19 protein-coding genes are annotated in these 26,918 nt (G+C 54.2%); 10 read left to right on the top strand and 9 right to left on the bottom strand.

From position 1 onward, the window contains the following. Positions 1–34: 34 nt before the first annotated feature. Positions 35–1,642, bottom strand: a complete 1,608-nt coding sequence (locus AB8809_RS23255; RefSeq protein WP_015842288.1) for an EAL domain-containing protein — start codon at positions 1,640–1,642, stop codon at positions 35–37. A gap of 95 nt (positions 1,643–1,737) precedes the next feature. Then, entirely contained in the window at positions 1,738–2,937 is a 1,200-nt protein-coding gene (locus AB8809_RS23250) for an NAD(P)/FAD-dependent oxidoreductase (RefSeq protein WP_349856909.1), read from the bottom strand. A 276-nt stretch (positions 2,938–3,213) separates the two neighbouring features. Here AB8809_RS23250 and pitA point away from each other — a divergent pair, with 276 nt between their 5' ends. Next, positions 3,214–4,719 (top strand): inorganic phosphate transporter PitA, encoded by a 1,506-nt coding sequence (gene pitA, locus AB8809_RS23245; RefSeq protein WP_181830091.1) that lies wholly within the window; start codon positions 3,214–3,216, stop codon positions 4,717–4,719. Between the two features lie 199 nt (positions 4,720–4,918). On the opposite strand, the gene uspB is transcribed toward pitA, so the two are convergent. Beyond that, positions 4,919–5,254, bottom strand: coding sequence for a universal stress protein UspB (gene uspB / locus AB8809_RS23240; protein WP_014913651.1), 336 nt, complete (start codon positions 5,252–5,254; stop codon positions 4,919–4,921). A gap of 555 nt (positions 5,255–5,809) precedes the next feature. On the opposite strand from uspB, the gene uspA reads away from it, so the two are divergent. The 3 genes from uspA to AB8809_RS23225 all read left to right on the top strand — a co-directional run bounded on the left by uspA (position 5,810) and on the right by AB8809_RS23225 (position 9,578). Further along, positions 5,810–6,247, top strand: a complete 438-nt coding sequence (uspA, locus tag AB8809_RS23235; protein WP_015842285.1) for a universal stress protein UspA — start codon at positions 5,810–5,812, stop codon at positions 6,245–6,247. Positions 6,248–6,538: 291 nt separating this feature from the next. Beyond that, positions 6,539–7,882, top strand: coding sequence for an NADP-specific glutamate dehydrogenase (gdhA, locus tag AB8809_RS23230; protein ID WP_015842284.1), 1,344 nt, complete (start codon positions 6,539–6,541; stop codon positions 7,880–7,882). A 382-nt stretch (positions 7,883–8,264) separates the two neighbouring features. Beyond that, positions 8,265–9,578: an FAD-binding oxidoreductase gene (locus AB8809_RS23225; protein ID WP_015842283.1), complete on the top strand. Its 1,314-nt coding sequence runs from the start codon at positions 8,265–8,267 to the stop codon at positions 9,576–9,578. Between the two features lie 96 nt (positions 9,579–9,674). Here the strand turns inward: AB8809_RS23225 and AB8809_RS23220 are convergent, their stop codons facing one another. The 3 genes from AB8809_RS23220 to prlC all read right to left on the bottom strand — a co-directional run bounded on the left by AB8809_RS23220 (position 9,675) and on the right by prlC (position 14,508). After that, positions 9,675–11,570 carry a bifunctional UDP-sugar hydrolase/5'-nucleotidase gene (locus AB8809_RS23220; protein WP_181845550.1) on the bottom strand — a complete coding sequence of 632 codons (1,896 nt, stop codon included), beginning with the start codon at positions 11,568–11,570 and terminating at the stop codon, positions 9,675–9,677. 152 nt (positions 11,571–11,722) lie between these two features. Beyond that, the gene (gene rsmJ, locus AB8809_RS23215) at positions 11,723–12,469 is read right to left on the bottom strand and encodes a 16S rRNA (guanine(1516)-N(2))-methyltransferase RsmJ (protein WP_015842281.1); all 747 of its coding nucleotides are present in this window, start codon (positions 12,467–12,469) and stop codon (positions 11,723–11,725) included. After that, positions 12,466–14,508, bottom strand: coding sequence for an oligopeptidase A (gene prlC / locus AB8809_RS23210; protein ID WP_349856908.1), 2,043 nt, complete (start codon positions 14,506–14,508; stop codon positions 12,466–12,468). The genes rsmJ and prlC overlap by 4 nt, the downstream gene beginning before the upstream one ends. 321 nt (positions 14,509–14,829) lie before the next feature. Here prlC and AB8809_RS23205 point away from each other — a divergent pair, with 321 nt between their 5' ends. The 4 genes from AB8809_RS23205 (at position 14,830) to AB8809_RS23190 (ending at position 20,078) form a co-directional block, all read left to right on the top strand. After that, a complete protein-coding gene (locus AB8809_RS23205) occupies positions 14,830–17,379 on the top strand; it encodes a TonB-dependent hemoglobin/transferrin/lactoferrin family receptor (protein ID WP_349856907.1) in 2,550 nt (849 codons plus the stop codon). 178 nt (positions 17,380–17,557) lie between these two features. Next, on the top strand, positions 17,558–18,070 hold the full coding sequence (locus AB8809_RS23200; protein WP_349856906.1) for a sigma-70 family RNA polymerase sigma factor: 513 nt from the start codon (positions 17,558–17,560) through the stop codon (positions 18,068–18,070). Beyond that, positions 18,067–19,056, top strand: a complete 990-nt coding sequence (locus AB8809_RS23195; protein WP_015842277.1) for a FecR domain-containing protein — start codon at positions 18,067–18,069, stop codon at positions 19,054–19,056. The genes AB8809_RS23200 and AB8809_RS23195 overlap by 4 nt, the downstream gene beginning before the upstream one ends. A gap of 194 nt (positions 19,057–19,250) precedes the next feature. Continuing rightward, positions 19,251–20,078 (top strand): energy transducer TonB, encoded by an 828-nt coding sequence (locus AB8809_RS23190; protein WP_228483960.1) that lies wholly within the window; start codon positions 19,251–19,253, stop codon positions 20,076–20,078. A 10-nt stretch (positions 20,079–20,088) separates the two neighbouring features. On the opposite strand, the gene AB8809_RS23185 is transcribed toward AB8809_RS23190, so the two are convergent. Beyond that, entirely contained in the window at positions 20,089–20,382 is a 294-nt protein-coding gene (locus AB8809_RS23185) for a DUF2623 family protein (protein ID WP_015842275.1), read from the bottom strand. 192 nt (positions 20,383–20,574) lie between these two features. Between AB8809_RS23185 and AB8809_RS23180 the strand changes: the two genes are divergently transcribed. Next, the gene (locus tag AB8809_RS23180; protein WP_349856905.1) at positions 20,575–22,266 is read left to right on the top strand and encodes a molecular chaperone HscC; all 1,692 of its coding nucleotides are present in this window, start codon (positions 20,575–20,577) and stop codon (positions 22,264–22,266) included. A 44-nt stretch (positions 22,267–22,310) separates the two neighbouring features. Here the strand turns inward: AB8809_RS23180 and AB8809_RS23175 are convergent, their stop codons facing one another. Continuing rightward, positions 22,311–25,040 carry a J domain-containing protein gene (locus AB8809_RS23175; protein ID WP_349856904.1) on the bottom strand — a complete coding sequence of 910 codons (2,730 nt, stop codon included), beginning with the start codon at positions 25,038–25,040 and terminating at the stop codon, positions 22,311–22,313. Next, positions 25,040–25,768 carry a DUF1266 domain-containing protein gene (locus AB8809_RS23170; RefSeq protein WP_043881851.1) on the bottom strand — a complete coding sequence of 243 codons (729 nt, stop codon included), beginning with the start codon at positions 25,766–25,768 and terminating at the stop codon, positions 25,040–25,042. Before AB8809_RS23170 ends, AB8809_RS23175 begins: the two co-directional genes overlap by 1 nt. Positions 25,769–25,986: 218 nt before the next feature. On the opposite strand from AB8809_RS23170, the gene AB8809_RS23165 reads away from it, so the two are divergent. Beyond that, complete coding sequence (locus tag AB8809_RS23165) at positions 25,987–26,829, top strand: 23S rRNA (adenine(2030)-N(6))-methyltransferase RlmJ (RefSeq protein ID WP_015842271.1); 843 nt, start codon at positions 25,987–25,989, stop codon at positions 26,827–26,829. The last annotated feature ends 89 nt before the right edge of the window (positions 26,830–26,918 follow it).

Here is a 26,918-nt window from a genome sequence, read left to right as displayed (position 1 = left end):
TGATATCGAAAACCGGTGGACATGTTTCCGCCGGTTAGTCGTTCTTCTTCCCTTCTTCATTTTTCATCATAAAGCTCTCTATCGATTTATTGCCATTGTAGTGAAGCCAGACGAGAAACGATTCATTATCCATCGGCTTAGCGTAAAGGAATCCCTGTATATATTTGACGCCGTGCTGTTGTAAATACATGAGCTGCTGTTTGGTTTCTACGCCTTCCGCGACGGATTGAAGATTGATGCGATGGCTCAAATTAATAATGGCATCAAGAATTGGCGCTTCTTCATCTGGTGATGAAATTGCGCTAACGAATCCTTGGTCTATTTTCAGGCAATCTAGCGGAAAGTTTTGCAGATAAGAGAGTGAACAGTGTCCGGTACCAAAGTCATCAATGGTAATCATAAAGCCATCTTCACGTAGCTGATGCAGGCGCTGTATGATTTCAGGGCCATTGCTGATGAGGTTACGTTCCGTCAGTTCCAGAGAAATGCTTAATGAATGAGAAGCGACCTTCTCTGCGAAACGGTGTACGTCTGATACAAAACTGGGATGATGCAGGTGTTCGGCTGCAACGTTGAGCCCCAGATGAAACCCCGGCTTTACCTGCCAACTGGCAATATCTGATGCCACCAGATCAAATAAGTGCCGAGTGATGGGAATAATCATACTTTCAGCTTCGGCGGCAGAGATAAATATATCAGGTCTGATCCACTTCCCGTTGCTACGTCGCCAGCGCAGTAACGTCTCAACGCCGGTGCAGGTTTGCGATTCTGCATCATAGATGGGCTGGTAATAGACGGAAAACTCGCCGTTAGCGATGCCTTTGCGGATTTCGTCGCGGAATAATAATTTACGTTTTTGCCAGTACCAGATCGCCGTAGTGAAAAGCAGAGAGAGAATAATCGCCAGTGGCAGAAACGTGAAGAAAGCCTGCTTCCAGTTCGCTATTTCCTGAGAAGCTGGGGCGGTGATATTGAGCGTAATCGGGAATCGGCTCGACCTGATTTCAAGCGCAGAGGTAGAAAATAGGCCGATGCGGGGCGTAATCGCCGGGCCAGTTTGAATCGGATGGCCGTTATCCATTTTCAGGGTAAGTTGGTAGCCGCGTATTTTGCTAATCGCAATCATGAGGTCGATCAGATATTGCGCATCGACCATGGCGTAAGCGCCGTCACCCGTAAGAGGCATCTGGACAAAAATCAGCGCCGGCCGTTCTTTCACGTTGTCTGAACCAGCAATCGACAGGCTCCAGCGTTCAGAATACGTCTCTGGCAGCGGTTGTTGAATGACGCGGCTGATTGGCGTCAGTGTGCTGCCAAACGTTGAAGAGCAATAGACATTGGTATTATGGATAACGCCAATGGCACGAAAGTAAGAAAAGACCGAACCGAGGCGCTGCAATTCATCGCCGATAATGTTGCAGGGCTGACCATGGAAGCGCTGGAGACGATCTACCATCTTCCATGCCTGTGCCGAAATATTCTCGGCATGATTCATCGCGATTTGCGCAGTGGATTCCAAATCCCGCTTTACCATTAATCTGGACTCAACAAAAGTGAACAACAACCCAAGCAGCAGCGGCAGTATGCCAGCAACCAGTAACTGCAAGAGGTTGATTTTATGTTTGTTAAGTCTGGGACTCATCCACATTTCCTTTCTGGCAGCGGAGGCCTATGTAGAGACGTCCTTTTCTCCATGTCCATGCATTAAAGGAGATCACTGAATGGTTATTATAGTGCCTATTTACTAAAAGGCAGCGCCTGCGCACACGCCCATGCGGAGCTCCATGCCCATTGGAAATTATAGCCGCCGAGCCAGCCGGTCACATCGACCACTTCACCGATGAAATACAGCCCCGGCACCGCGTTGGCTTCCATGGTTTTGGAGGACAGCGCGCGGGTGTCAACGCCGCCGATGGTCACTTCGGCAGTGCGGTAGCCCTCCGTGCCGTTTGGTTGTACGCGCCACTGTTGCAGGCTCTGTTCCATCTGTGTTTGCTGTGCGCTGTTGAGCTGTTTCAATGTGACGTCCGGCAGTTGTCCTAACGCTTGCAGACATTCAACCAGTCGTTTAGGCAGCCACTGCGCCAGCGTGTTTTTCAGACTTTGGTTTGGGTGAGCGATGCGTTCGTCATTAATGAGCTGGGTGAGATCGCGGTCGGGCAGCAGATTGATGGTGACGAATTCCCCGGCCTGCCAGTAGCTGGAGATCTGCAAAATAGCAGGGCCAGAGAGCCCACGGTGCGTGAACAGAATGTTTTCACGGAACGTCACGCCGTTTTCTGCGGTGACAACGGTAGGCACAGAGACGCCGGAGAGCGTTTGCAGCTGTTCGAGCAGCTGCTTATGCAATGTGAAAGGCACTAACGCGGCGCGAGTGGGGAGCACGTTGATATCGAACTGTGCAGCAAGCTGGTAGCCGAACGGCGTCGCGCCCAGGCCCGGCATCGACAGGCCGCCGCAGGCAACAACCAGCGATGCGCTTTGGAATGATGTGCCGTTGTTTAGCTGGATGGTGAATAGATCGTCTGATTTTTCTACCGAGGTGACTTCACTACGCAGACGGAGAGTGACGTTAGCTCGTTCGCACTCTGTTACCAGCATGTCAACGATTTGCTGTGCGGAATCATCGCAGAATAGCTGGCCGAGCGTTTTCTCGTGGTAAGCGATGCGATGGCTGTTGACCAGACTGATGAAATCCCATTGGGTATAACGCGCTAGTGCCGATTTGCAAAAGTGAGGATTGTGAGACAGGTACGCCGCGGGTTCTGCATACATATTGGTAAAGTTGCAGCGACCGCCGCCGGACATCAATATTTTCCGGCCAGCCTTCTTGCCGTTATCGAGCAATAGCACACGCAGTCCGCGTTGTCCCGCCTGTGCTGCGCAAAACATGCCTGCTGCACCGGCACCGATGATGACAGCGTCAAACTGTTCCACAATGCATTTCTCCGATGAGTGAATAGATTTTCTTGGATGGCCGCAAGCATAAGCCACGGGGCGGCAAATTGTAGTGTTGGTTTTTGTTCGATACCAGCGTAACAATTTGCGTATTTTAGTAATAATATATAATTATTTGATTTTTATTGATTAAGTGATTTCTCCGTCGATCCCCATCACATATTAAGTCAAAAAAATGTCATATTTTGCTTTTCCCGACCCCTGCTTGTCGCCGATAATGCGCCGCGTTCATGACCACTAAATGGCCTAACGTTTATGCTACATTTATTTGCCGGACTGGATTACTACACCGGCCTGATGTTGATATTGGCTTTGTTGTTTGTACTCATGTATGAAGCCATTAACGGTTTTCACGATACTGCGAATGCCGTTGCCACTGTTATTTATACCCGCGCTATGCGCGCAGAGTTTGCCGTTGTTATGGCGGGTATCTTTAACTTCTTTGGTGTACTGCTGGGCGGCCTGAGCGTAGCCTATGCGATTGTTCACCTTCTCCCCACGGATTTACTGCTGAACGTGAGTTCGGCGCACGGCTTGGCAATGGTGTTTTCCATGCTGCTGGCCGCCATTATCTGGAACCTGGGTACCTGGTATTTCGGTATTCCTGCCTCCAGTTCTCACACGCTGATCGGTTCCATTATCGGTATTGGTTTGACCAACGCGCTGTTGACGAATACTTCCGTCGTGGATGCGTTGAACGTGCCGAAAATGATCAGCATTTTCCTGTCGCTGTTGCTATCGCCGATTGTGGGGATGGTGGTTGCGGGTCTGATGCTGCTGGTGCTGCGTCGGTTCTGGAACAACAGTAAAAAGCGTAAACGTGTGCACCTGACGCCTGTCGATCGCGAGAAGCAGGATGGCAAACGCAAGCCGCCATTCTGGACGCGTACCGCGCTGATTCTATCGGCGATTGGGGTGAGCTTCTCTCACGGGGCAAACGACGGTCAGAAAGGTATCGGTTTGATTATGCTGGTACTGATTGGCGTCGCGCCAGCCGGATTCATTGTCAACATGAACGCATCTGGCTATGACATCAGTCGTACCCGCGATGCCGTTGTCAATTTGCAGGAATATTACAAGCAGCACGGCGACGCATTGACGCACGTTATCGATCTGTCTCCGCCTGTGATTCCTGCACCGGAAAACACGATTCCCGGCAATGGCCAGAAAGAATTTCACTGTGACAGTTCACGCGTGATGATTGCGATTGAGCGTACACAGGGCCTGCTGAATAACCTGAAAAGTTACGACCAGTTGAACCCTGACGATCGTAGCAGAGTGCGTCGCCTGCTGATGTGTATCTCGGATACGATGGATCGGGTGATCAAGCTGCCAGAAACGTCGGGTGAAGATAAACGCTACCTGAGCAATCTGCGTAAAGACATGCTGCAGACAGTTGAGTATGCGCCTCTCTGGATTATCGTCGCTGTCGCACTGGCGCTGTCTCTAGGCACAATGGTGGGCTGGAAACGCGTAGCTGTGACCATCGGCGAGAAGATTGGTAAGAAAGGCATGACCTATGCACAGGGCGTTTCGGCGCAGGTGACGGCGGCTCTGTCGATTGGCGTTGCCAGCTACACCGGTATGCCAGTTTCCACCACGCACGTATTGTCCTCGGCGGTTGCCGGGACGATGATTGCTGACGGTGGTGGCGTACAGGGTAAAACGATAAGAAGTATCCTGCTGGCCTGGGTGCTGACGTTGCCTATCTCGATGCTGATGTCCGGGACGCTGTACTGGCTGGCATTGAAGCTGATTTAACTGCGGTCATTCATCACGCATAAAAAACGTAGGGAACGTTTTTCAACGCCGCTTGCGGCGGCCCACAGGGGGACGGACAAGGATGTTCGTCATAAAAAAAGGCGATTCTGTGGGGAATCGCCTTTTTACTTTTTATCGACGTTCATGGTGTTAATACCAGAGAGTGTGTAAGTACCAATAATTATATAAGTACGATGTTTTAATACCATATCATCATGGCAATCAGGCTGATGACAATAAGGCCACATAGGGCGGTCGTGAGCAGGAATTGTCCCCGCACCCGCTCGCAGCGGCGAATAAACTCAGGGTCGTGATGATCAAGATAGCGTTGTGCGTAGATATAGCCTACCAGCCTGATTTGCTTGCTTGGCTGGCCGTGCGAGGTAAAGAATCCCCCTCCGTCAACGTATTGGTAAAGTAGCGGGTCACAGTCACGCAAAACCAGCAGTAACACGCGCAATGAAGAGTAGTATCTCGCCATATTAATGATGCAGACGATACATAAAGCCCAGAAAAGCGCAAATGTACTAATCATGCTTCCCTCCCGGTCGTTCTATTCGTCAGATACGATAGCCACACATTCCCGTTGCCCACCTGTGACCGATGACAAGCGTTACGATGACCTGCGACGCTTATCTACGACATTTTTCTGCGATGTTTTTCGACGACGAATAGTTATGCCACGTGCTTACGCACGATTTTATTGTCATTTTGGATAGCCAACAGCATCACGGCTAGCCCCGTTCTCGTTTTTCATCCCAGAGGACGGCGGACAGGCGCACCGTCCCCTACTTGTAGTGTAGAAGAAGAATGTTCTTTTGTGCCAGAGAGGCAGGCGCAATCGGCATTAAGGACGATTTTCGGCGAGATAATGCCCTTTCTGAAAGGAGAAGCTGCGCGATTTAACTGTGAAAAGGAGCGGTTTCTACTACACTTATCAATAGAATTAACAGGTTTGAAAACGGGTTGTGATCAACTGAACAGTCCGATACTGCGGATGAGTGCTATCCTATAATCCGCTGTTAAGTATCAGATTGGCAGGAGAAATAGCTGCTAACCCTTAATTAGTCTTTACGGAAGGAGTCTTATTATGGCTTACAAACACATCCTTATTGCTGTTGACCTTTCTCCAGAAAGCAAAGTGTTAGTGGAAAAAGCCGTTTCAATGGCGAGACCGTACAATGCGAAAGTTTCGTTAATCCACGTTGATGTGAACTACTCCGATCTCTACACGGGGCTTATCGACGTCAATCTGGGCGACATGCAACAGCGTATCTCCGAAGAAACCCAGAACGCGTTAACCGAGCTGTCACAGAACGCGGGCTACCCCATCAGCGAGACGCTGAGCGGCAGCGGTGATTTAGGACAAGTACTGGTTGATGCGATTAAGAAATACGACGCCGATTTGGTGCTGTGCGGCCACCATCAGGACTTCTGGAGCAAATTGATGTCTTCGGCGCGCCAGCTGATTAATACCGTGCATGTCGACATGCTCATCGTGCCGCTGCGTGATGATGAAGACGAATAAAAATTAGCTTTTTTTGCATTTTTTTTCAGTGACGAAAGGCACGGCTTCAAGGCTGTGCCTTTTGTTATATAACAAAAACTTATGTCAAATTTCCTTTCCTAAATCGCCGAAAAACCCTTCCTATCTCATTGGATTCTAACGTTTATCTGAAAAGAAAACGCTTGCTTAAATATCCATCGCCAGTGTTATAGTCCAGAGGACACAACATCATTTTCATCGATCCCACAAGCTTCTGCGTGTCTAAAAATAAAGAAGCAGAAGGGAGCTTATTCGTTCAATCAGGAGCTGTTCATGGCACAAATCGTATCTCTGGCGAGTTTTCTTGATTCTGTTCAACAACGCGATCCGCATCAGCCTGAATTTCTACAGGCCGTTAATGAAGTGCTTTCGACTCTGTGGCCTTTTCTGGAGCAGAACCCTCACTATGCGGATTACAGCCTGCTGGAGCGATTGGTAGAACCGGAACGTGTGATTCAGTTTCGCGTCGCGTGGACGGACGACAAAGGTCAGGTACAGGTGAACCGTGCCTGGCGTGTCCAGTTTAGCTCCGCGATCGGGCCGTACAAAGGCGGCATGCGTTTCCATCCGTCCGTTAACCTGTCGATTCTGAAATTCCTCGGCTTCGAACAGACGTTCAAGAATGCGCTGACAACGCTGCCAATGGGCGGCGGTAAAGGCGGTTCGGACTTTAACCCGAAAGGGAAAAGCCAGGGCGAAATCATGCGTTTCTGTCAGGCGCTGATGACGGAACTGTATCGTCATCTGGGCGCTGATACGGACGTTCCGGCGGGCGATATCGGCGTGGGTGGCCGCGAAGTCGGTTTCATGACCGGTATGATGAAGAAGCTGACCAACAACACCGCATGTGTCTTCACCGGTAAAGGGCTGTCGTTCGGCGGCAGTCTGATCCGTCCTGAAGCGACGGGCTACGGCCTGATCTACTTCACGGAAGCGATGCTGAAACGCCACGGTCTGAGCTTTGAAGGCATGCGCGTTGCGGTGTCCGGCTCCGGTAATGTGGCGCAGTATGCGATTGAAAAAGCAATGGAGCTGGGTGCGCGTGTGGTCACGGCATCGGATTCCAACGGCACGGTGGTGGATGAGAACGGGTTTACCCCAGAGAAACTGGCGCTGCTGGAAGAGATCAAAAATAAACGCTATGGTCGCGTGGAAGATTATGCGCGTGAAGCGAAGCTGACCTACCTTGCAGGTAAAACGCCGTGGGAAGTGCCGGTAGACATCGCACTGCCGTGCGCCACACAGAATGAGCTGGACCTGCCAGCGGCACAGACGCTGATTGCTAACGGGGTGAAAGCCGTGGCAGAAGGCGCGAACATGCCAACGACGATCCCGGCGACCGATGCGTTCCTGGATGCGGGCGTGCTGTTTGCACCGGGCAAAGCGGCTAACGCGGGCGGCGTAGCGACATCCGGGCTGGAAATGGCGCAGAACGCGGCGCGTTTGGGCTGGAAAGCCGAGAAGGTGGATGCGCGTCTGCATCACATCATGCTGGATATTCACACTGCATGTGTGCAGTACGGTGGCGAAGGCAACCAGACTAACTACGTGCGCGGTGCCAACGTGGCGGGCTTTGTAAAAGTGGCCGACGCGATGCTGGCGCAGGGCGTGGTGTAACGCCTTAGTCCTTCTGAGCGCCTGTATTCGCAGGCGCTCTTACCCGTCATACTTCAAGTTACAGGTGTGTTGGCTGCGCTACTCGACACACTTGCGTGTGTCTCGCTCCGTTGGAGCCGCTGCAAGCAGCGTTCAAACCAGCCTCTAGCAGGTTTGTCAGTCACCCGAATCACTTACTTGAGTAAGCTCATCGGGATTTCCTCTCTTGCCGCCTTCCTGTAACTCGAATTATTTAGGGTATGTACACGCCAATTATTTAAAATATATACATTTCTTGCTGGACACCGCTTCCTGCCTTTCTTTATCTTAATCCGTATTACGTATCGTCGGGTTTCTGTTCCGCCTTTCGGTACAACCCGTTCTCCTCAAGGCTTACACCATTGTGAAAATCAAACACCTTCCTTTCGATCAGAATCGTAATGGCTGGTCGGCAGATCTTATCGATAAACCGAATTACCCACAGCAGCGTGGAAAAATAACCGCGGACTGGCTGGTGATCGGCGCAGGCTATGCGGGGATCGCCTTTGCACAGCGTCTGGCTGAACAGCGCCCGGATAAACACATTATCCTGCTGGATGCCGGCGAGATTGGCGACAATGCCTCTGGGCGTAATTCTGGTTTCGTCATCGATTTGCCGCACAATATCGGCAGCTCGACGGCCGAGCTGGAAAAAGCGGCGGCTTATCGCCGTCTGTTGCAGTCCGGCGTGGCGCATCTGAAAGAGAAGGTGGATCGCCATGCTATCGCGTGCGACTGGAGCGTGGCGGGTAAATATCACTGTGCGGTCAGTTCGACGTTCAACGGCCTGATCGACACCTATGTCCGTGAATTGGACGATCTGGGTGAATCCTATCAGGTGGTGGAAAAAGACGAGCTTGCTCGTCGCCTCGGCACGTCTTTCTATCATCGCGCCGTGTATACCCCCAATTGCATTCTGCTAAACCCGGCGGCGCTGGTGGTTGGGTTAGTGGCGAACCTGCCGAAGAACGTGACGGTTTACGCCCATTCTCCGGCACTGAATATCGAGACAGGTTCGCGCATTCGCGTGGAAACGCCCTATGGCGAGATTCAGGCGGATAAGCTGATGATGGCGATTAACGGCGCGGCGCGTGGCTTGCCGTTGTTCAATGGTCGGGTGTTTGCCGTGGCGACTTTCGCGACGCTGACGGAACCGCTGAATGCGGAACAGATAGCACGTATGGGCGACATGCCGGACTGGGGGCTAACGCCGGTCAATGCGCTAGCCAGTGCCACACTACGCTATACGCGTGACCATCGTTTCCTTATTCGGGAGCATGTGAAATTTGCCCCGGAGCTGGTCAATAGTGCGGTAGAAACCGGACGCCACGCGCGGCGTCATGCGGCTATTTTTGCCCGCATGTTCCCACAGTTGAGTGATGTGAAAATGGCGCATACCTGGTCAGGGCTGATTAGCGTCACACGCAACGGGGCACCAATTTGGGGACAGCTAAGCGACAATGTGTACGCGTCAGCAGGCTGTAACGGGGCAGGTCTGTCGAAGCAAACCGCTGCCGGACATATTCTGGCGGATTTGGCACTGGGTGAAGACAACCCGCTGATTGGCGATATGCAATCGCTCGGGCAGGCGAACTACCTGCCGCCACGCCCTTTCCTGGATGTGGGGGTGAACGGTTACCTGACGAGCGAACGCTGGAAAGCCCGCAGCGAGAGATAATACTGCCAGCCATTGGCAGGCAGTATCTCTACGATCTCTCCATTATCACCGCTCGACACACGCGGTCAGCCATTTCGGCTTCCCGCGAAGCGTCGGTTAGTTTATGGCCGCGATTATCGTCAGTTGATCGTTCAGCCGCTGTTTGGTCAACGCGTTGGTGGCGCTGTCGCGCTGTTGCGTCAGCTCCGCCACGTGTTTCTCCCTCTGCGCGGTATCCGGCAGCAGCAGCGACTTCACGTTGATGGATTGCACATTGCTATAGCGGCCATCGTCTGACGTTGGCACGCTGATTTTTCCGCTGTTGAGCAGCGATTCGACGATGTGGCGTTCGCGTTCATAGCCCTGCAATCCAGCCAGCTTCCAGCGTTGCGGCACAGTGCCTTCGTATTGACCTTTTTTCACCTCGGTCAGATAGCGGATGGTCAGGTTACGAATTGTGCCCGCTTCTTCGCCATATTCCGCTTTGGTGTCCGACAGTACCGGGAACTGCCTACCTTCCAGCACACCGCCTTTTTGCGTCAGGTGGCCCATACGGTAGCTATTCATACCCAGACGAATCGGCATGTCGTCGGTAACCGGCGTGCCGTTATTCATTTTCAGGTCGGTAATGCGTTGCCCGGCAGGTTTTGTCAGGTCGATGGTGTACGTCACGCCGTCGAAGAAATCATTGGTGGAATATTTGGACGCGCGGCGCTGTGGATTGAAACTGTAAGTCACATCGCCGTCCTGTAGCTGGTTGAAATAACCCGCTGACCATTCCATATATTTCTTCAGTTCTTTTCCTGTGAGCTGATAAACCGTGATTTCACCGCCAGCATATTGATAGTTAAAGGCAATGTCCTTTGCGGAGATGGTGCCGACGTTCAGCTTGGGCCGATCGTTATCAATTTGCAGTGCGATAACCTGCGCTTTGGGGGCGTAATGGCGGCTGGCTTCCTGGAACAGGGCGCTGATACCCGTGTCCTGTACGTGTACCTGAGGAATGCCTTTCACGGCATCTTGCGGCACCAGATCGTGCCCGAGGAGCTGAGCAATCGGACGGTTGGCGTTGGCGCGCAGGGTATTGTGATAAGGCTCGTAGATATCTTCCATCTTGCGGTCAGAATCCACGTCCTTAATTGAATAGGTATAGCTGTCTTTGTTGATCAGTACGTATTTGCCGTTCTGCTGTTCAAACTGCAAATCGATGCGCGACAGTGCGCGGCCATATTTGTCTGGTTCGGTGACGATTACGCCATTTATCACCTCTTTATCCACTTTTACGTGCATATGGCCCGCGACGATAGCGGCTAATTCTGGGTTCGCGCGAGCAATGTCGCCCACGCCAGTGCCTGGCCGCTGGTTCTCGTTATCGATACCCATATGGGCAACCAGCACGATGGCGTCGACCTTATCGTGAATTTGCTGGATCACGGTTTTTACCGCCCCGACGGGATCGGTGAAGTTCAGTCCTTTCACGCGGTCAGTGCCTTTGGCGAATTCAGCGGTCATCGGCGTATCCATCCCGATGATGCCAATCTTCACGCCCTGCCGTTCGACAATTTTATAGGCGGGTAAGTAAGGTTTACCGCTTTCCCAAAAAATGTTGCCCGCCAGCGCGGTGCCTTTGAACTGGTCAAGCGAGGTGTTGAGCACGTTCAGGCCGAAATCGAACTCGTGGTTGCCCATTACCCAAACGTCATAATTCAGGGCGTTGAAACCGAGGATCATCGGGCTGGTTTTGTCATTTTTGAAGGTTTCGACAAAGTTGCCCTGAATTGTGTCGCCCGCATCAACCAGAATGACATTCGGCTGCTGTGCGCGGACTTTATGCACCTGCGTGGCGATCTGGCTCAGGCTGCCCGCCATGTTGGCGGTATCGGTGGCGTAATCCCAGGGAACAAAGGTGCCGTGCAGGTCGGATGTCCCCAGAATCGTAATATTTATCGGTTCTTGAGCGGCCATAGCAGAAGTACTCAAACAAAGCAGAAGTGACAAAAGCGTTTTTTTCATTATGTCATCTTAGTGTCATAAAAGGGGATAGCGCGAAATTATGCGATTTGCTTCGCATTTGTGCTACAGACTTTGCAAATACAGCATAGGAAATGCGAAGCAGGCTAAGTTTTTAGCCGCTGACGCGTGTAGCAGCGTAGCGGCGAGGTGTGTCAGGCGGGGAGGTAGAAATCGAAGCGGTGGCTTTTGGTTTCCAGCATGGACTGTGCCGGTACGCCGGCCAGCGGCGGCGCATAGTCTGGTCGTTTTACCACGACACGTTTTTTCGCCAGCGCGCGTGCGGGCTCCAGCAACGCATCGGCGTCGTCATCCGCGCCGACCAGCGATTGAAACACGCGCATCTCTTTCTTCACCAGCGCGCTTTTTTGTTTGTGCGGGAACATCGGATCGAGATAAACCACATCCGGCGGAGGCGTGATGTCGCGTAGCGCGGTCATGCTCGATGCGTGCAGCAGCGTGAGCCGCGCTTGTAGCCACGGGCCAATTTCCGCATCCCGATAGCCACGCTGCAATCCGTCGTCCAGCAATGCCGCAACCACCGGATTACGTTCCACCATGCGTACCCGACAGCCTAATGCTGCCAGCACAAAGGCATCGCGCCCCAGCCCGGCCGTCGCATCCACGACATCCGGCAGGTAATCTTTTTTGATACCCACCGCTTTAGCGACCGCCTCACCGCGTCCGCCGCCAAAGCGACGACGGTGCGCCATGGTTCCGGCGACGAAATCGACGAAGATAGCCCCGAGTTTCGGTTCATCCTGCTTGCGCAATTCCAGTCGTTCCGCGGTCAGCACCAGCGCCATTACCGCATCGGGATCGGAAACCAGCCCCCAGCGTGCGGCCAGAGAAGATAAGGCGCCACTATCGGCGCCTTCTTCTGCGATTAAGCAGATGCTCATCCTTTGATGCCGTAATGCGCGAGCATGGCGTCCAACTGCGGTTCGCGGCCACGGAAGCGTTTGAACAACTCCATTGGTTCTTCGGAACCGCCGCGGGTCAGGATGTTGTCCAGGAACGACTGGCCGGTTTCACGGTTGAAGATCCCTTCTTCCTCAAAGCGGGAATAGGCATCGGCTGCCAGCACGTCGGCCCACAGATAGCTGTAATAGCCTGCGGCATAGCCGCCCGCGAAGATATGGCTGAATGCGTGCGGGAAGCGGCCCCAGCTCGGGCTTGGCACCACGGCCACCTGTGCTTTGATTTCGGCCAGTGTTGGCAGAATCTGAGCGCCTTTCGCGGGGTCAAACTCGGCGTGCAGACGGAAATCGAACAGGCCGAACTCCAGCTGACGCAGAATGAACAGCGCGGCCTGATAGTTCTTCGCCGCCAGCATTTTATCCAGCAGTTCCTGCGGCAGCGGTTCGCCGGTTTCGTGATGGCCGGAGATAAAGGCCAGCGCTTCCGGTTCCCAGCACCAGTTTTCCATGAACTGGCTCGGCAGTTCGACTGCATCCCACGGTACGCCGTTAATGCCCGCCACACCGGCGGTATCGATCTGGGTCAGCATGTGGTGCAGGCCGTGGCCGAATTCGTGGAACAGCGTGGTGACTTCGTCGTGGGTAAACAGAGCTGGTTTGCCGTTGACCGGACGGTTGAAGTTACACACCAGATAGGCGACCGGTTTTTGCAGTTCGCCGTTGCCTTTACGCAGTTTACCCGCGCAGTCATCCATCCAGGCTCCGCCGCGTTTGTGCTCGCGAGCGTACAAATCGAGGTAGAAGCTGCCGCGCAGCTCACCGCTTTCATCGAACAGATCGAAGAAGCGAACATCCGGGTGCCAGATATCGACGTCTTTACGTTCTTTCGCGGTGATGCCGTAGATGCGTTTAACCACTTCAAACAGGCCGTTTACCGCACGGTTTTCCGGGAAGTATGGGCGAAGCTGCTCATCGCTGATGGAATACAGGTGCTGCTTTTGCTGCTCGCTGTAGTAGGTGATATCCCAGGCCTGCAACTCCTCCACACCGTAGTGTGCTTTGGCGAAAGCGCGCAGCTGCGCGAGTTCTTCTTCCGCCTGTGGACGGGCGCGCTTTGCCAGATCGGTCAGGAAGTCGAGAACCTGCTGCGGGTTTTCCGCCATTTTGGTCGCCAGCGACTTGTGCGCATAGCTGTCGAAGCCCAGCAGCTTTGCCAGCTCGTGACGCAGCGCCAACTCCTCCGCCATGATCTCGCTGTTGTCCCATTTACCCGCATTCGGCCCCTGATCGGAGGCACGTGTACCGAAGGCGCGGTACATCTCTTCACGCAGCGCCTGATTGGTGCAGTAGGTCATTACCGGCAGGTAGCTTGGGATATCCAGCGTCAGCAGCCAGCCATCTTGTTCTTTGGCCTCAGCCTGCGCTTTGGCTGCCGCCAGTGCGCTTTCCGGCATGCCATCCAGTTCGGTGACGTCGGTAATCAGCTTGCTCCAGCCCATTGTGGCATCCAGCACGTTGTTGCTGTACTGCGAGCCAAGTTCGGACAGGCGGGCGGAAATTTCGCCGTAGCGTTTCTGTTTTTCCGGCGACAGGCCGATACCGGACAGTTCAAAATCGCGTAGCGCGTTATCAACGGATTTCTTCTGCGCTACGCTCAGCTCGGTGTAGTGATCGCCGTCGCGCAGGCTGCGATAGGCCTGATAGAGACCAGCATGTTGGCCGACCCAGGTGCTGTGTTCAGACAGCAGCGGCAGACATTGCTCATAAGCACCGCGCAGCTCCGGGCTGTTCTTCACGGCGTTCAAATGGCTGATGGGGGAAAAAATGCGGCTAAGACGATCGTCGCTGTCCGCCAGCGGCTGACACAGATTATCCCATGTAAACGGCCCCGCTTGCGCCACCACACGTTCTACCGTCTCGCGGCATTCATCCAGTGCGGATTTTACCGCTGGGACAATATCTTCCGTTTTGATGCTGGAGAACGGGGGCAGGGTAAATGAAGTCAGTAATGGATTCGTCATGGTGCCGTCCTGATAATTGTAGGTGATCTCGTTGCCGGTACGTGGAATCTGTTGAATATAGGCCGGCAAGGCGGATATTGACTGCAGATTAATAACTAAGATGAGGTCAAGCGTCGTGAAAATCAATGGTGAAGGGAGAGCCGTTCGTGACCAAAGGTGTGTTTTGGGGTAGCGGAAAAGCTTCGTTCATCACCTGAACACGATAGCTAACGTCACGTTGAAGAGGTTTTCCCGAAAATTTTTGCACTTTTCCTGCCCGATTTTGTTTTTCGCGTGACCTACCTGATGTGTCTTTTTTTTCAATATTTCAGGGGAATGACAATGGCGATAAACAATCATAAGGGTGGGTGCATCGCACATAAACCTACCTTGGCGGTAACGCGGGCGGTGCAGTTAGCACTGTCCGGCGTATTGATCTTGAGTGTCGGAACGGTCAGTTCGGCGCTGGCGGCGGAAACGACGACAGCTGTCGCGGCGCCGACAGTGACGTTTTCTATCCCAGCCGGGCCGCTAGGAACCACGTTGCAGGCCGTTGCCAGCCGCGCCAATGTCATTCTCACGTTTTCTCCCGATCAAACACAGAATAAAACCAGCGGGAGTGTGCAGGGAACCTACACCGTTCAGGAAGCCTTTGCCGCCGCGCTGGCGGGAACGGGGCTGAGTGCGGTACAGACGGCCACAGGCTATCGGCTGGAATCCATGCTTGCTGCTGAGGGAAGCGACGGCAGCCTGCTGATCCCGACGCTTTCGGTCGTTGGCGGTACGTCGGACAGCGCCGCCGCCGGACGTTCCGTGTTGCGTCAGGCCGACGTTGACCGCGTGCAGGCCGATAATATTGCCAGCCTGCTCGATAAACTTCCCGGCGTGTCGATGGCGGGTTCTCCCCGTCCGGGGGGCCAGAGCCTGAACATCTGGGGCATGGGCGACATGGAAGACGTCAAAGTCGTGCTGGACGGCGCGCCAAAAGGCTTTGAGAAATACCGCCAGGGCTCGGTGTTTATTGAACCTGAGCTGATTAAGCGTATCGATGTCGATAAAGGGCCACATGATATTCGCAGCGGCAACGGCGGCTTCGGCGGCACCATTCATGTTGATACCAAAGACGCCAGCGATCTGTTGCTGCCGGGAGAAAACTTCGGCGGGATGGTCAAATACAGCTATCACACTAACGATCGACAAAATATCTACAGCGGCGCGCTGTATGGTCGAACGGAAGACGGGATGGCTGACGGCCTGATCTACATGAGCAAGCGCGATGGCGACAACATCGAACGTCCTGACGGTACGCGCTTTGTCTATTCGACCAGCGACATGGCGTCCTATTTACTGAAGACCAACATCTATCTGACGGACGCTCAGACACTGACGCTCTCCGCGATGCGTTCTGAATCTGACGGCTGGCAGCCGTTTGCCGCGAAGCGTGACGATATGGCGTCCCCCACCCAAAGGGAAGTTGACCTCTACGGCTGGGAAGAGGCCTGGCGACGTAAGCTGGTTTACCGCAATCAGGTAGATAAGAACTACTCGCTGAAATGGAATATCGCGCCAGCGGATCAGCCGTGGCTGAATCTGACGGCGTCATTTGCCACCTCAAAAACCGAACAGCATGACCGACGTCCTGATTCGGCTTCACAGAGTAGCTATCTGGGATCGCTGGGGAATGAAAGCTGGGTGAGCTATAAAGATCAGTTGGCGGAGGTCAGTAACGAAAGCCAGTTCACCACCGGCCCGCTCGATCATAAGCTGCTGGTGGGGATGCGCTGGCACCAGCATAAGCGCGATACGCTGATCTACTACCCATCCGGTAAGAATAACGCCGAGTATAACTACGGCTATTTCCAGCCTTACTATATGCCGGCTGGTGAACAGGAAACCCGTAGCCTGTATGTACAGGATGCGGTGACGCTGGGTAGCGTGACGATCACGCCGGGCGTTCGTTATGACCATGTGACAAATACAGGGAAACCTAACTTTGCACCGCGTTATAACAGCAGCATCCCGGCTGCAGGGCATGACTACAGCAGCGTGACCTACACCGGCTGGTCGCCGCGCATTGGGGCGTTGTGGAAGGCGACGGACAATCTGTCGCTGTTTGCCGATGTCAGCCGCACCTGGCGCGCACCTGTTGTCGATGAACAGTATGAAGTGCAGTCTGCCGCGTCCAGCGTGCCGGGAACCAGCCGTAATCTGCAGGTGGAAAGCATCAAAGCATTTCGTCTGGGGGCGATACTCGATTTCAACAACCTGATGCTGGAAGAGGACAGCCTGCAAATCCGCACCACGCTGTTCCGCAACCGCGGGAAAAACGAAATCTTCTACCGTCGCGGTATCTTGTGTGAGGCGCAGACCCAGAGCGGAACTTCATCATCTTGCGGGCAGCCGCTCTCTAACTACCGTAATCTGCCGGGCTATACGATTGAAGGGGTCGAAATTGAATCCTTCTACGACAGCCGCTGGCTGTTTGGCAGCCTGTCTTTCTCCTCGATTCGCGGCGAGCGCGATGCGTCACCGCGTAACCCGTGGGGCAATAAAACCTGGATTGCTGAAATCCCACCGACGACCGCACACGCTACGTTGGGCACCAAAATACCGAGTCTGGACATGGCGGTAGGCTGGACGGGCGATTTTGTGCGCAAACAGGATCGTTCACCTGCCGATGGCGACCCGCTGGCTGATATCTGGGCGTTACCGAAGAGTAAGGGATATGTGCTGCATGGTCTGTTCGCCAGTTGGCAGCCACAGGCGATAAAAGGATTTGAAGCCCGTGTGACGGTTGATAACCTGCTGAATACCGATTATTACCCGTATCTGGGCGAATCGGTGTCCGGCGTGGGGCGTAACGTGAAAATCAGCGTGTTACAACGCTTCTGATCGCGGCGTTCGGGGCGGAGAGGATTCCGCCCCGTTAGTAGAGGATGTTGCAGGGGCGTAATGCAAATTCAGCAAATTTGAATAATTTTCGTTTAGGAACTTGACAGTCAGAGGGAAAAAACATAAATAAGAACGATTATCATTCTTATATTTAAATGGCGCTCTGGAGTAAAGTTCGATGGTGAGGAAAGCGACGGCCAGCGTTAATGACTTTGCTCAGCAGCTCTATTTCGATCACCACCGCTGGTTGTATAACTGGCTGCGCCATAAACTGGACTGCGCCCAGCATGCGGAAGATTTGGCACAGGACACGTTCCTTAGCGTGCTGATGAACCCGGAGTTGCTCACGATTCGCCAGCCGCGCCCGTTTCTGGCCACCGTGGCTCGCCGTCTGGTCGCCAATCACTACCGCCGTAAAAAGATTGAAGATGCCTATCTGGACGTGTTGAGTTCACAGCCGGATGCCTGTATGCCCTCCCCGGAAACGCGTCTCCTTACCCTCGAAATTCTTGAACAGCTTGATGCTGCGCTGGACGGCCTGCCCGCGCCGGTCAGGGAAGCGTTTTTGCTGGCGCATTTCCACGGCATGCGCTACAGCGATATTGCCGAACGTTTACGCGTTTCCAGCAGTTCGGTGAAACAGTATCTGCAACGTGCCAACCTTCAGTGTTTCTTTGCGCTGCCGCTATGAACGATCGCACTTTTTATCGTGACAGACAGGGTCAGCCGATTCAGCCGGACAGTGCGCGTGAAGCGGTGGCGTGGCTGACGCAACTGATGTCCGACAGCGTGACGGAGCAGGATCGCCGCGAGTGGCAGCGTTGGCGGGAAGCCTCGTCGGATAACGAACAGGCATGGCAGCATATTGAATCCGTGTGTGCCAATCTTAGCCAGCTTAACGCACGGGCGGCACATCAGAGCCTGTCGACGTTGAACGGTATGCAGCGCCGTAGCGTTCTTAAAGCGCTGGCGATCCTCTGCCTGACCGGCGGCGCTGGCGTGGCCGGATCGCGCACCGATCTCTGGCAGTCGTTGACGGCAGATTACCAGACGCAGGTAGGCGAACAGCAGCATGCCGTTTTGGACGATGGCACCACGCTGCTGCTAAATACGCAGACGGCGCTGAATGTGGCCTATGGTGACGATCTACGCCATCTCATGCTGATTCGCGGTGAAGTCATGATCGAAACCGGCCAGGCGGAGAAGGCCGCGCTGTATCCGCGCCCTTTTATTGTGACGACGGCACAGGGAAAGGTGCAGGCGCTGGGTACGCGCTTTAGCCTGCGAGTGCAGGACGAACACACGCGGGTGACGGTGTATGACGGCGCGGTGAAACTTCATCCGCAACAGAACGGTCAGGACGTACAAGTGGTAAAAAGCGGGCAGACCGCGACGTTCACCACGCAGCGCTGTGGTCAGATAGAGACGGCGAAGGCCGAGCCCGCCTGGGTGAAAGGACAGCTGCTGGCGGATAATCAGCGTCTGGTGGATTTTGTTGATGAACTGAGCCGCTATCGCAGCGGTGTGATTCGTTGCCAGCCGGAGGTTGAGAGTCTGCGGTTTTCCGGTGTCTTCCCGCTGTCGGATACCGATAATATCTTAGCGGCGCTGGTGGAGGCGCTTCCTGTGCAAGTGCGTTATTTCTCTCGCTACTGGGTTCAGATTGCTGCGCGATAAAATATCCTGTCAAAAACCAATAACATTACTATTTATGCTGTTTTCACTTTTTTTCTGCCCGATCCTCATGGCTAAGCGACCTACCATTATCAGTTGCTTTTTTATGCCTAACGATGTGATGAAGAACGCATGATGATCTTCCCGGAACCCCATTCATTGAGCATGTTTCCTCTGCCTCTACGGCGCGGGGCGGTATGCTAATGGTTGCACAGACGCTGAAAGACAATACGATTCGACCCGCCACAACGGTTCGCTGGGGGAGCGGCTCGCTGCTGGCATTGGCGCTACACGCGGGGCTGATCGTCTGGATTAGCTACCATGCGCTTGATTCCTCCATTGAAGCGCCGCCGCCCGCCATGATGTTAATGGTGGCGGATAGCGTGCAGTCGACTCCCAGCCCTCAGGATGCGCCTGTTGGCCCGCAGCAGACGCTGTCCACGCCGCAGGAAGCGATGACTCAACCGGAAAAAATGACGCAGGATGCGCCGTCGCTCGCGCCTGCGCCGAAGCCGGTGATTACGGCGGCGCAAAAGGAAAAACCGCAGCCGCAGAAAAAAGTACAGAAAAAAATGGAAAAGCCGGTGCAGGAGACGACGCCACAGGAACCGATTGCGCCGTCGGAAAAACCGCCAGCCCCCGTCACCAGCGCACCACTGCCGGGTAGCAGCCAGCAGGTTGCTGCACCGTATAACAGCGATGCTGCGCAAATGCGTAAAGGGGTTGCTGACTGGAGCAGCCAACTACTGGCGCACCTGAGCCGCTATAAACGGTATCCGGCACAGGCGGTTCGGCAGCAGTTGCAGGGCATCGCCCAGATTCGCGTGACGTTGGATCGGACGGGGAAGGTGCTGGCCGTCTCGTTAGCCAGCAGCAGCGGTGTGATGCCGCTGGATAAGGAGTCTGTTGCCTTGCCGCAGCGTGCTCAGCCGCTTCCGGCGCCACCAGCAGAGGTAATTGGGGATAACGCGCAGCTCGCCATCACGATCCCCATTAGCTTCGATTTACGGGAAGTGCGCCGCTAGTCGGCATCAGCTAGCTTGCCGTGTTGGCGTCATAGCCCGCATAAAAAAACCGAATCGCATAAGGGTTGCCTTGTTCAGTAAAGAATTCTGCGATTCTCTCCCGTTCCAGCCCGTAGCGGCGTGACAACAACCCTGCTTCGAAGGCGGCCTGCTGACGGTCGCCTTTGGTTTCCGCCAGATTGTGAGCATAGCCGCAGATATAGCCGCGCCGATAATCGTAGCAGTAAGGGTGGATGTCGTTGGTGGATTTTGGGCTGGCGGATCTCAGCCCGGCGAGGACACCCCGCTCAAAATGGTTTCCCATAATAATGCTCCGTGAATGATCGTTATATATTTAATGATATAACGCTTATTTATCACTCACCAGATCTGTTGAAAAATATTCCTGAATCCGTCATACGCGGTCATATACTATTGCCCTGCTTGCTGAACGGGCTGGTTGTCTGCGCCTGATGGGCACTCTGGGAATACGGAATAGTTAACAAGGAATAACAGCATGATGCACCCGCAAGACGCTTCTCCGGCGATTGGTATCGATCTGGGCACGACAAACAGCCTGATTAGCGTTTGGCAACATGGCGAGGCACGCCTGATACCGAATGCGCTAAATGATAACTTCACGCCCTCGGCCGTTAGCCTTGATGACGACGGCAGCATTCTGGTAGGTAAACCCGCGATTTCCCGTTTAACGACGCATCCACAGGTGTCGGCGTCGCTGTTTAAGCGTTATATGGGGAGCAAGAAAACCTTCAGACTTGGGGACAAAACGTTCTCTCCTGCCGAACTGTCAGCCATGGTGCTGAAATCGCTCAAAGCCGATGCGGAAAGTTATCTCGGGCACCCCATCAAGGATGTGGTGATCTCCGTGCCAGCCTATTTCAGCGATGAACAGCGCAAGCAGACGCGTTTTGCGGCAGAACTGGCAGAGCTAAATGCGGTTCGCTTAATCAATGAGCCTACCGCCGCCTCTATGGCTTACGGCTTACACACACAGGAGCTGGGGCGTACGCTGGTCTTCGACTTAGGCGGCGGCACCTTCGACGTCAGCGTGCTGGAGTATGCGTTTCCGCTGATCGAGGTACACAGCTCGGCGGGTGACAACTATCTGGGTGGCGAAGATTTCACGCAGGCGATGGTAAAAAGCTGTCTGAAAGCGTGGAAGCTTGAGGATGCGGTGATTCCAGCGACGGATCTGGCACGTCTTTACAGCCAGGCTGAAGCGCTGAAATGTCAGCCCGGTTTTCCTGCTCAATCGAATGAGCTGGTGTGGCACTGGCGCGAGGAAGACTGGCGTATTGTGTTGGATGATGAAGAAACCGAAGCGGCGTGGCTACCGTTGATGAACCGCATTCGAGCCCCGATAGAGCAGGCGCTGCATGATGCTCGCCTGAAACCAGAGCAGTTAGACCATGTAGTGCTGGTCGGCGGGGCATCAAAGATGTCAATTATCCAGAAGCTGGTGGTCAGGCTGTTTGGCAAATTACCTTACCAGCATCTGGATGCCGATACCGTTGTCGCCAAAGGTGCGGCGGTGCAGGCCGCTTGCCGGCTACGCGAGCAGGATATCGAAGAAGTGATCCTGACGGACGTTTGTCCGTATACCCTCGGGATTAAGACTGCCAACGATAAACAAAACGGCCTGTTTTCTCCCATACTGGAGCGCAATACGGTGGTGCCGACCTCAAGGGTTGAAACGTTTTCCACTGGGTCACCTGGGCAGGACAGTATCTGCATCGCGATTTATCAGGGAGAAAGCCCTTACGTCGATAACAACGTGTTTATCGATGAATTCACCATGCCGATAAAAGCGAAATCATATAAGCAATCTATTGAAGTACGTTTCAGTTATGACATCAATGGACTGCTGGAAGTGGATGTTAACCTGCCGGACAGCGGCGATAACTTCACGAAAGTGATCGATCGCAGCCCGACGGGGCTAAGTGCTGAGCAGCAACAGAAAAGCCACCAGAAGCTGCAAGCGCTGAAGATTCACCCCAGAGATAATCTGATGAACCGCAACCTGCTGGCGCGGCTGGAAAAAGCCTGGGCGCAGACGCGTCTGGAAGAGCGGGAGCAGATCGGCTTCTGGCTGCGGGATTTTGAACAGGTGCTGGCGGGGCAACATGCCCCCGCCATTGACGAAACGCGGCAGCGTATTGAGCAATATCTGGATGAGGTCTCTCGCTGATGTTTGGGCGGCGTGTAATGGCTACGCCGGCCCAATTATTTTCGTCAGGCCGATGTGGTGCCGGTGTTGGTCTTCTTGCCAGCCGGTGGCGGCCCGAATTGGTTCCAGCGGTTAATGCTCGGTGCCAATAAGGGGAGCAGCAGAAATATCGGGATGAGTAGGCTAAAGAAACTCATCCCCCACGGCTTACTGTAGCCGATGTCGTTATAGCGTCGGCGTGTGGCAATCAGCAGATTGAGCACGATGAGCACCATCAGCAGCCCTTCAATATACGGCGGCGGCGACCCTATCCAGTCACTCGCGCGATAGAGAAAATAGCTTCCCAACCCGCCCTGCATCAGAAAACCGAGACGGCCAATGCGGGCGTTTGTGCGCCAGAACTGCCACCAGTAGCTCTTTTTAGCCGGTGCGGCTTTGAACAGGCGTTCACGCCGATCGGCACATTGCAGCAGGACTTTTGCGACCAGCCGCAGCGTGACGTCTTCGTGCGGATAGGACACATGCTCGGCTAAGAAACCCTGATCGCTGTTATCGAACAGGAATGTGTCATCTTTTGCACAGTTCTGAATCAGCTTGCCGATGAGGGTGACCCGCTTGTCATCGGAGAACTGTTTTAGCTGTTTCTCCAACTCGTCCGACCCTTCGGTAAAGGCGGTGCGTATCGCTTCCTCCTGTTCCATTTCTACGGGGAGCGCGGCCAGTCGTTCAAGGTGCTGCGATGCCTGTTCTTCTTCCCCCATGAGTGCATAGAACGTGTGGAAAAAAATCTGGTAGATAATGGGCGATGTCGCCAACTCTGCCTGCCAGCGCGCATCGGTAAGATAAAAATGGCTCGCCGCAGACGCGCTGTACATCTCGCTGCTGTTGAGATACTCCTCAATAGAAACGGGGAAGTTCATCCAGCAGTGATAGTGCAGCGGGTCGCTGAGCACCAACTGCTTTTTCAGCGGTGTTACTGCATCGTCATGACGGCATTCCGCCTTGCGAAAGAGTCGAGAGAGTGAATGCGCTGGGTGGGTTAAGGCCAGTTCAGGCAGCACCGACTGGCGCGGTAGCCCCAGACACGAGGTTGGATCGGTCATCATTAATGCGATCAAAATTGCTTGTCTCAGTTCCTCTCTGGCGCTGAGATCCTGCGGCTTTTCCACCCCTTGCGGTGCCAGAGACGCATCGCACTCGTAGCGTGCGGACAGTTCGACCAGACAATCATTGATCGGGTCGATTTCCTCCGTGTGTATGCCGCTGCTATACAGTTTGTTTAGCTGATTCAGCGACAGAGGACGCCATTGCCGCAGCCAGATTTGCGCTTGCAGCCAGGCGAACGATTTCTGGTTGGTGAACACGCTGGGCAACTCCGCTTCTGACGGCGAATACAGCCATTCCGTGAAAGCGTGGATCGCGCCGGAGGTATTCAGCCAGGACAGGCGCTGTGCTGCCTGAAACTGCAATCCCTGTAAGATCAACGCATACAGTGGTTCGTCGGGCAACGGTTGCGCCAGAATGTCCTGCAACAGGCGCTCATTACCCACGGTTAACATGCTGGCGTGCCAATACAGGCGATCCTGAATGGCCTCCCCGCTGTGCAGCAGCAGGTGTCGGTAGATATCCCGTAGCTCCTGCTTGCCCAGCTTCCAGCGGGCGTAACTTTCCGCCATCGGCGACAGCGGCAGTTTCAGCGCCTCTCCCCAGCGTATCAACATCTGGGTGTTGTGCTGCGAAATGAAGAAGCGCTGGCGCGGATCGTCCAGCGCTAACCCCGTCAGATCTGGCGCGGGCGTATAGTTGAAAGACTGAATCAGTAAGGGAAGGGCATCTGGCTGGTGCTGTTTACACCAGTCGATCAGCCATTGCTCCGCCTGTGCATGGTGAGTTTGCTGATAAAGTGTCAGCCACAGCGTGAAGGCGCGTTCGTCTTCTCCGGTCAGTGCACAGAGGCTGGCACTGAGCGCAAGCCATTCCGCGTCGTTCGGTGTTGTGTCCAACTGCTGCAGACAGTAATCGCGCAGTATGGCGTTAGGGACACCGGCATGGCTGTGCCAGCGCGCCAGTTTTTGCATCAGCGCCGGGCTGTCAGGCCAATAAATCGCGGTCGGATTACGCAGCAGCGTGCCCAACATAAATGCCGGACGGTTCCAGTACGTTCCGTTAGCCTGCTGGAAATAGAAGATGGTTTCCAACTGTGCGGGCCGGTTCAGGTGTGAGAGCAGGGAGAAATCGAACAGATCTTCATAGTCGAGCGAGTCGAGGAAGTGACGGACATCTTCCACCCCGTCGCCGGACAGCTCACCCTGCCGCTGCTGCCAGCGCAGGCGTTCGGCCAGTGTGCGAACACAGCGGATGGAGATGCAAGGTTCGCTCATCAGGCGCTGGAGCAGCGGCCAGCGAATGCGATCGATCACATCGAAAGTGTGTTGGTTCAGTCGCTGAATGTAACGTTCCCAGTACAGCGGAACGACGCGTTCGGCCGGATTGCTTAGCAGCTGATCAAACGCGTTAACCAGCGCTTCTGCCTGGGGATCGGCGTGTTCGGCAGAGGCATTCTCGGTTGTCTGGGGAGTGTCGCACGATTCTGTTGCGGTCTGTTCTTCATCACCTAACGACACAGGATTTTTCGCCAGTTTGCAGGCGATATCGTACGCCTCGCGCAACTGCTTAAAGCCCTCGGGGTCGGTTTCCGGGTGAAACTGCGGTATTTTTTGACGATAAGCCTGACGGATAATATCCAGATCCTGAGTCGGCTCAATGCCTAATCGCTGCCAGCACAGTGTGTCCATTATATTTCCGCTTCTGGTAAGGACTCGGGCTTATCCATTTCTATCGGATCAACATCCCAGTCGAGGTCATGAATCGGGCAGTCTGGGTGGGTATAGAGCGTGCCGATCTGGTCAATGTAGTCAGGATTCTGGCTAGCGTTGCTGAAAATGTAGCGCTGGCATTCTGGGTCTTCCTCATCCGAGGAAAGCCAGTAGGTGCGGCCGATCAAGAATGCGGCGTAATAATTTTCCCAACTGCGGTAATAGTAACGCGCCCTGTCGGCCAGACGGGTGTGAATCCACAGGTTCTCTTTTTCACTAATCCAGCCGTTGAGTAACCCGACGCGGCTCAGGAAACTCATGCGCCCCAGATCCCAGGCGCGTATTCCACCTTCGCCGCATAGCGCGGCCGTTTCGGTCACCAGCATGAGCGCACCTTGTGCTTCTTCAGATTGATTGGCGCAATGCTGCTGCCATTCGGATGCCGTCAGGTGGTGCCAAAGGTGGTAGTAATACGCCAGACGCTCGGCATGGCCGCCGTCTGTCATATCGTTAATCATTGAGATCAGCCCCTCGCGGGAAGTGATACCCCAGCTGTTGCTCAGACTGATGGTTTCACCGGGCTCATAAAAGGTCGGGTCGAAGAAGCGAGCGCCGTACTTGATATTGAGGGCGACCATTGGGGCGGAAAGCGCCATCAGCCAGCGCTGATATTCAGGTTCCATCAGAATAATGTCCAATTCCATCATGGTTAGCCTGCGATCGTACTTTATGTACCTGAATATCGGTAGCTTTCAATCGAACGAAAAACGGCCATGTTTCACAATTTACTGATTTCATACGATAAAAATGGCGAGTTTGCGGAGCGGTTCGCAGGGTGAAGCGTTTGGCGGGATATTTTCCGCCGCAGACGGTTATACTGTCAGCTAATCGACGTTATTTATAAAAACTTCACCGGAAAGCAAGAATGCTAAGTTACCGCCACAGTTTCCATGCCGGCAATCACGCCGACGTGCTGAAGCACACCGTTCAGAGCCTGATCATCACTGCCCTGAAAGAGAAAGAAAAACCTTTCCTGTATCTGGATACCCACGCGGGTGCCGGCCGCTACCAGCTCAGCGGCGAACACGCCGAGCGCACGGGCGAGTATCTGGATGGCATCGCGAAAATCTGGCAGCGTGACGACATTCCGGCTGAACTCGAACCTTACATGCAGGCCGTACACACCTATAACCACAACGGCCAACTGCGTTATTACCCCGGTTCCCCGCTGATTGCGCGCCAGCTGCTGCGCGAGCAGGACAAGCTTCACCTGACCGAGCTGCACCCTAGCGATTTCCCGCTGCTGCGTAATGAGTTCCAGAAAGATTCGCGTACCAAAGTACTGCGCGACGATGGCTACCAGCAGTTGAAATCACAGTTGCCGCCGCTTTCTCGTCGCGGTTTCGTACTGATCGATCCACCGTATGAGTTGAAAACGGACTATCAGGCTGTGGTGAAAGGTATTCAGGAAGGGCATAAGCGTTTTGCCACTGGCGTCTTTGCGCTGTGGTATCCGGTGGTGCTGCGTCAGAATATCAAACGTATGCTGAAAGAGCTGGAAGCCACGGGCATTCGCAACATTCTGCAAATTGAGCTGGCGGTGCTGCCGGATAGCGATCGCTACGGTATGACGGCGTCGGGCATGATTGTGATTAACCCGCCGTGGAAGCTGGCATCGCAGATGAAAAGCGTGCTGCCGTGGCTGCATAGCGTGCTGGTACCGGAAGGCACCGGACATACGCTGGTGGAGCAAATCGTACCGGAGTAATGCACACGGTTGTGGTGGGGGAGCCGGTCGGTTTTTCCTATCGCAACCATAGGCATAACCTTTATTCGGCATAGGGCTCTGGCGTTACA

Source organism: Pectobacterium aroidearum (assembly GCF_041228105.1).
GTDB classification, from domain to species: domain Bacteria; phylum Pseudomonadota; class Gammaproteobacteria; order Enterobacterales; family Enterobacteriaceae; genus Pectobacterium; species Pectobacterium aroidearum.
Note: the sequence above shows the minus strand (reverse complement) of the source record. Positions and strands in the feature narration are given on the sequence as shown.

Coding starts and splice junctions, on each gene's coding strand:
- AB8809_RS23170 (WP_043881851.1), bottom strand. CDS start 25,768: ATGATGGAATTGGACATTATTCTGATGGAACCTGAATATCAGCGCTGG.
- AB8809_RS23185 (WP_015842275.1), bottom strand. CDS start 20,382: ATGGGAAACCATTTTGAGCGGGGTGTCCTCGCCGGGCTGAGATCCGCC.
- AB8809_RS23175 (WP_349856904.1), bottom strand. CDS start 25,040: ATGGACACACTGTGCTGGCAGCGATTAGGCATTGAGCCGACTCAGGAT.
- uspB (WP_014913651.1), bottom strand. CDS start 5,254: ATGATTAGTACATTTGCGCTTTTCTGGGCTTTATGTATCGTCTGCATC.
- AB8809_RS23190 (WP_228483960.1), top strand. CDS start 19,251: ATGCTAATGGTTGCACAGACGCTGAAAGACAATACGATTCGACCCGCC.
- prlC (WP_349856908.1), bottom strand. CDS start 14,508: ATGACGAATCCATTACTGACTTCATTTACCCTGCCCCCGTTCTCCAGC.
- rsmJ (WP_015842281.1), bottom strand. CDS start 12,469: ATGAGCATCTGCTTAATCGCAGAAGAAGGCGCCGATAGTGGCGCCTTA.
- pitA (WP_181830091.1), top strand. CDS start 3,214: ATGCTACATTTATTTGCCGGACTGGATTACTACACCGGCCTGATGTTG.
- AB8809_RS23180 (WP_349856905.1), top strand. CDS start 20,575: ATGATGCACCCGCAAGACGCTTCTCCGGCGATTGGTATCGATCTGGGC.
- AB8809_RS23255 (WP_015842288.1), bottom strand. CDS start 1,642: ATGAGTCCCAGACTTAACAAACATAAAATCAACCTCTTGCAGTTACTG.
- AB8809_RS23200 (WP_349856906.1), top strand. CDS start 17,558: ATGGTGAGGAAAGCGACGGCCAGCGTTAATGACTTTGCTCAGCAGCTC.
- AB8809_RS23220 (WP_181845550.1), bottom strand. CDS start 11,570: ATGAAAAAAACGCTTTTGTCACTTCTGCTTTGTTTGAGTACTTCTGCT.
- gdhA (WP_015842284.1), top strand. CDS start 6,539: ATGGCACAAATCGTATCTCTGGCGAGTTTTCTTGATTCTGTTCAACAA.
- AB8809_RS23205 (WP_349856907.1), top strand. CDS start 14,830: ATGGCGATAAACAATCATAAGGGTGGGTGCATCGCACATAAACCTACC.
- AB8809_RS23165 (WP_015842271.1), top strand. CDS start 25,987: ATGCTAAGTTACCGCCACAGTTTCCATGCCGGCAATCACGCCGACGTG.
- AB8809_RS23195 (WP_015842277.1), top strand. CDS start 18,067: ATGAACGATCGCACTTTTTATCGTGACAGACAGGGTCAGCCGATTCAG.
- uspA (WP_015842285.1), top strand. CDS start 5,810: ATGGCTTACAAACACATCCTTATTGCTGTTGACCTTTCTCCAGAAAGC.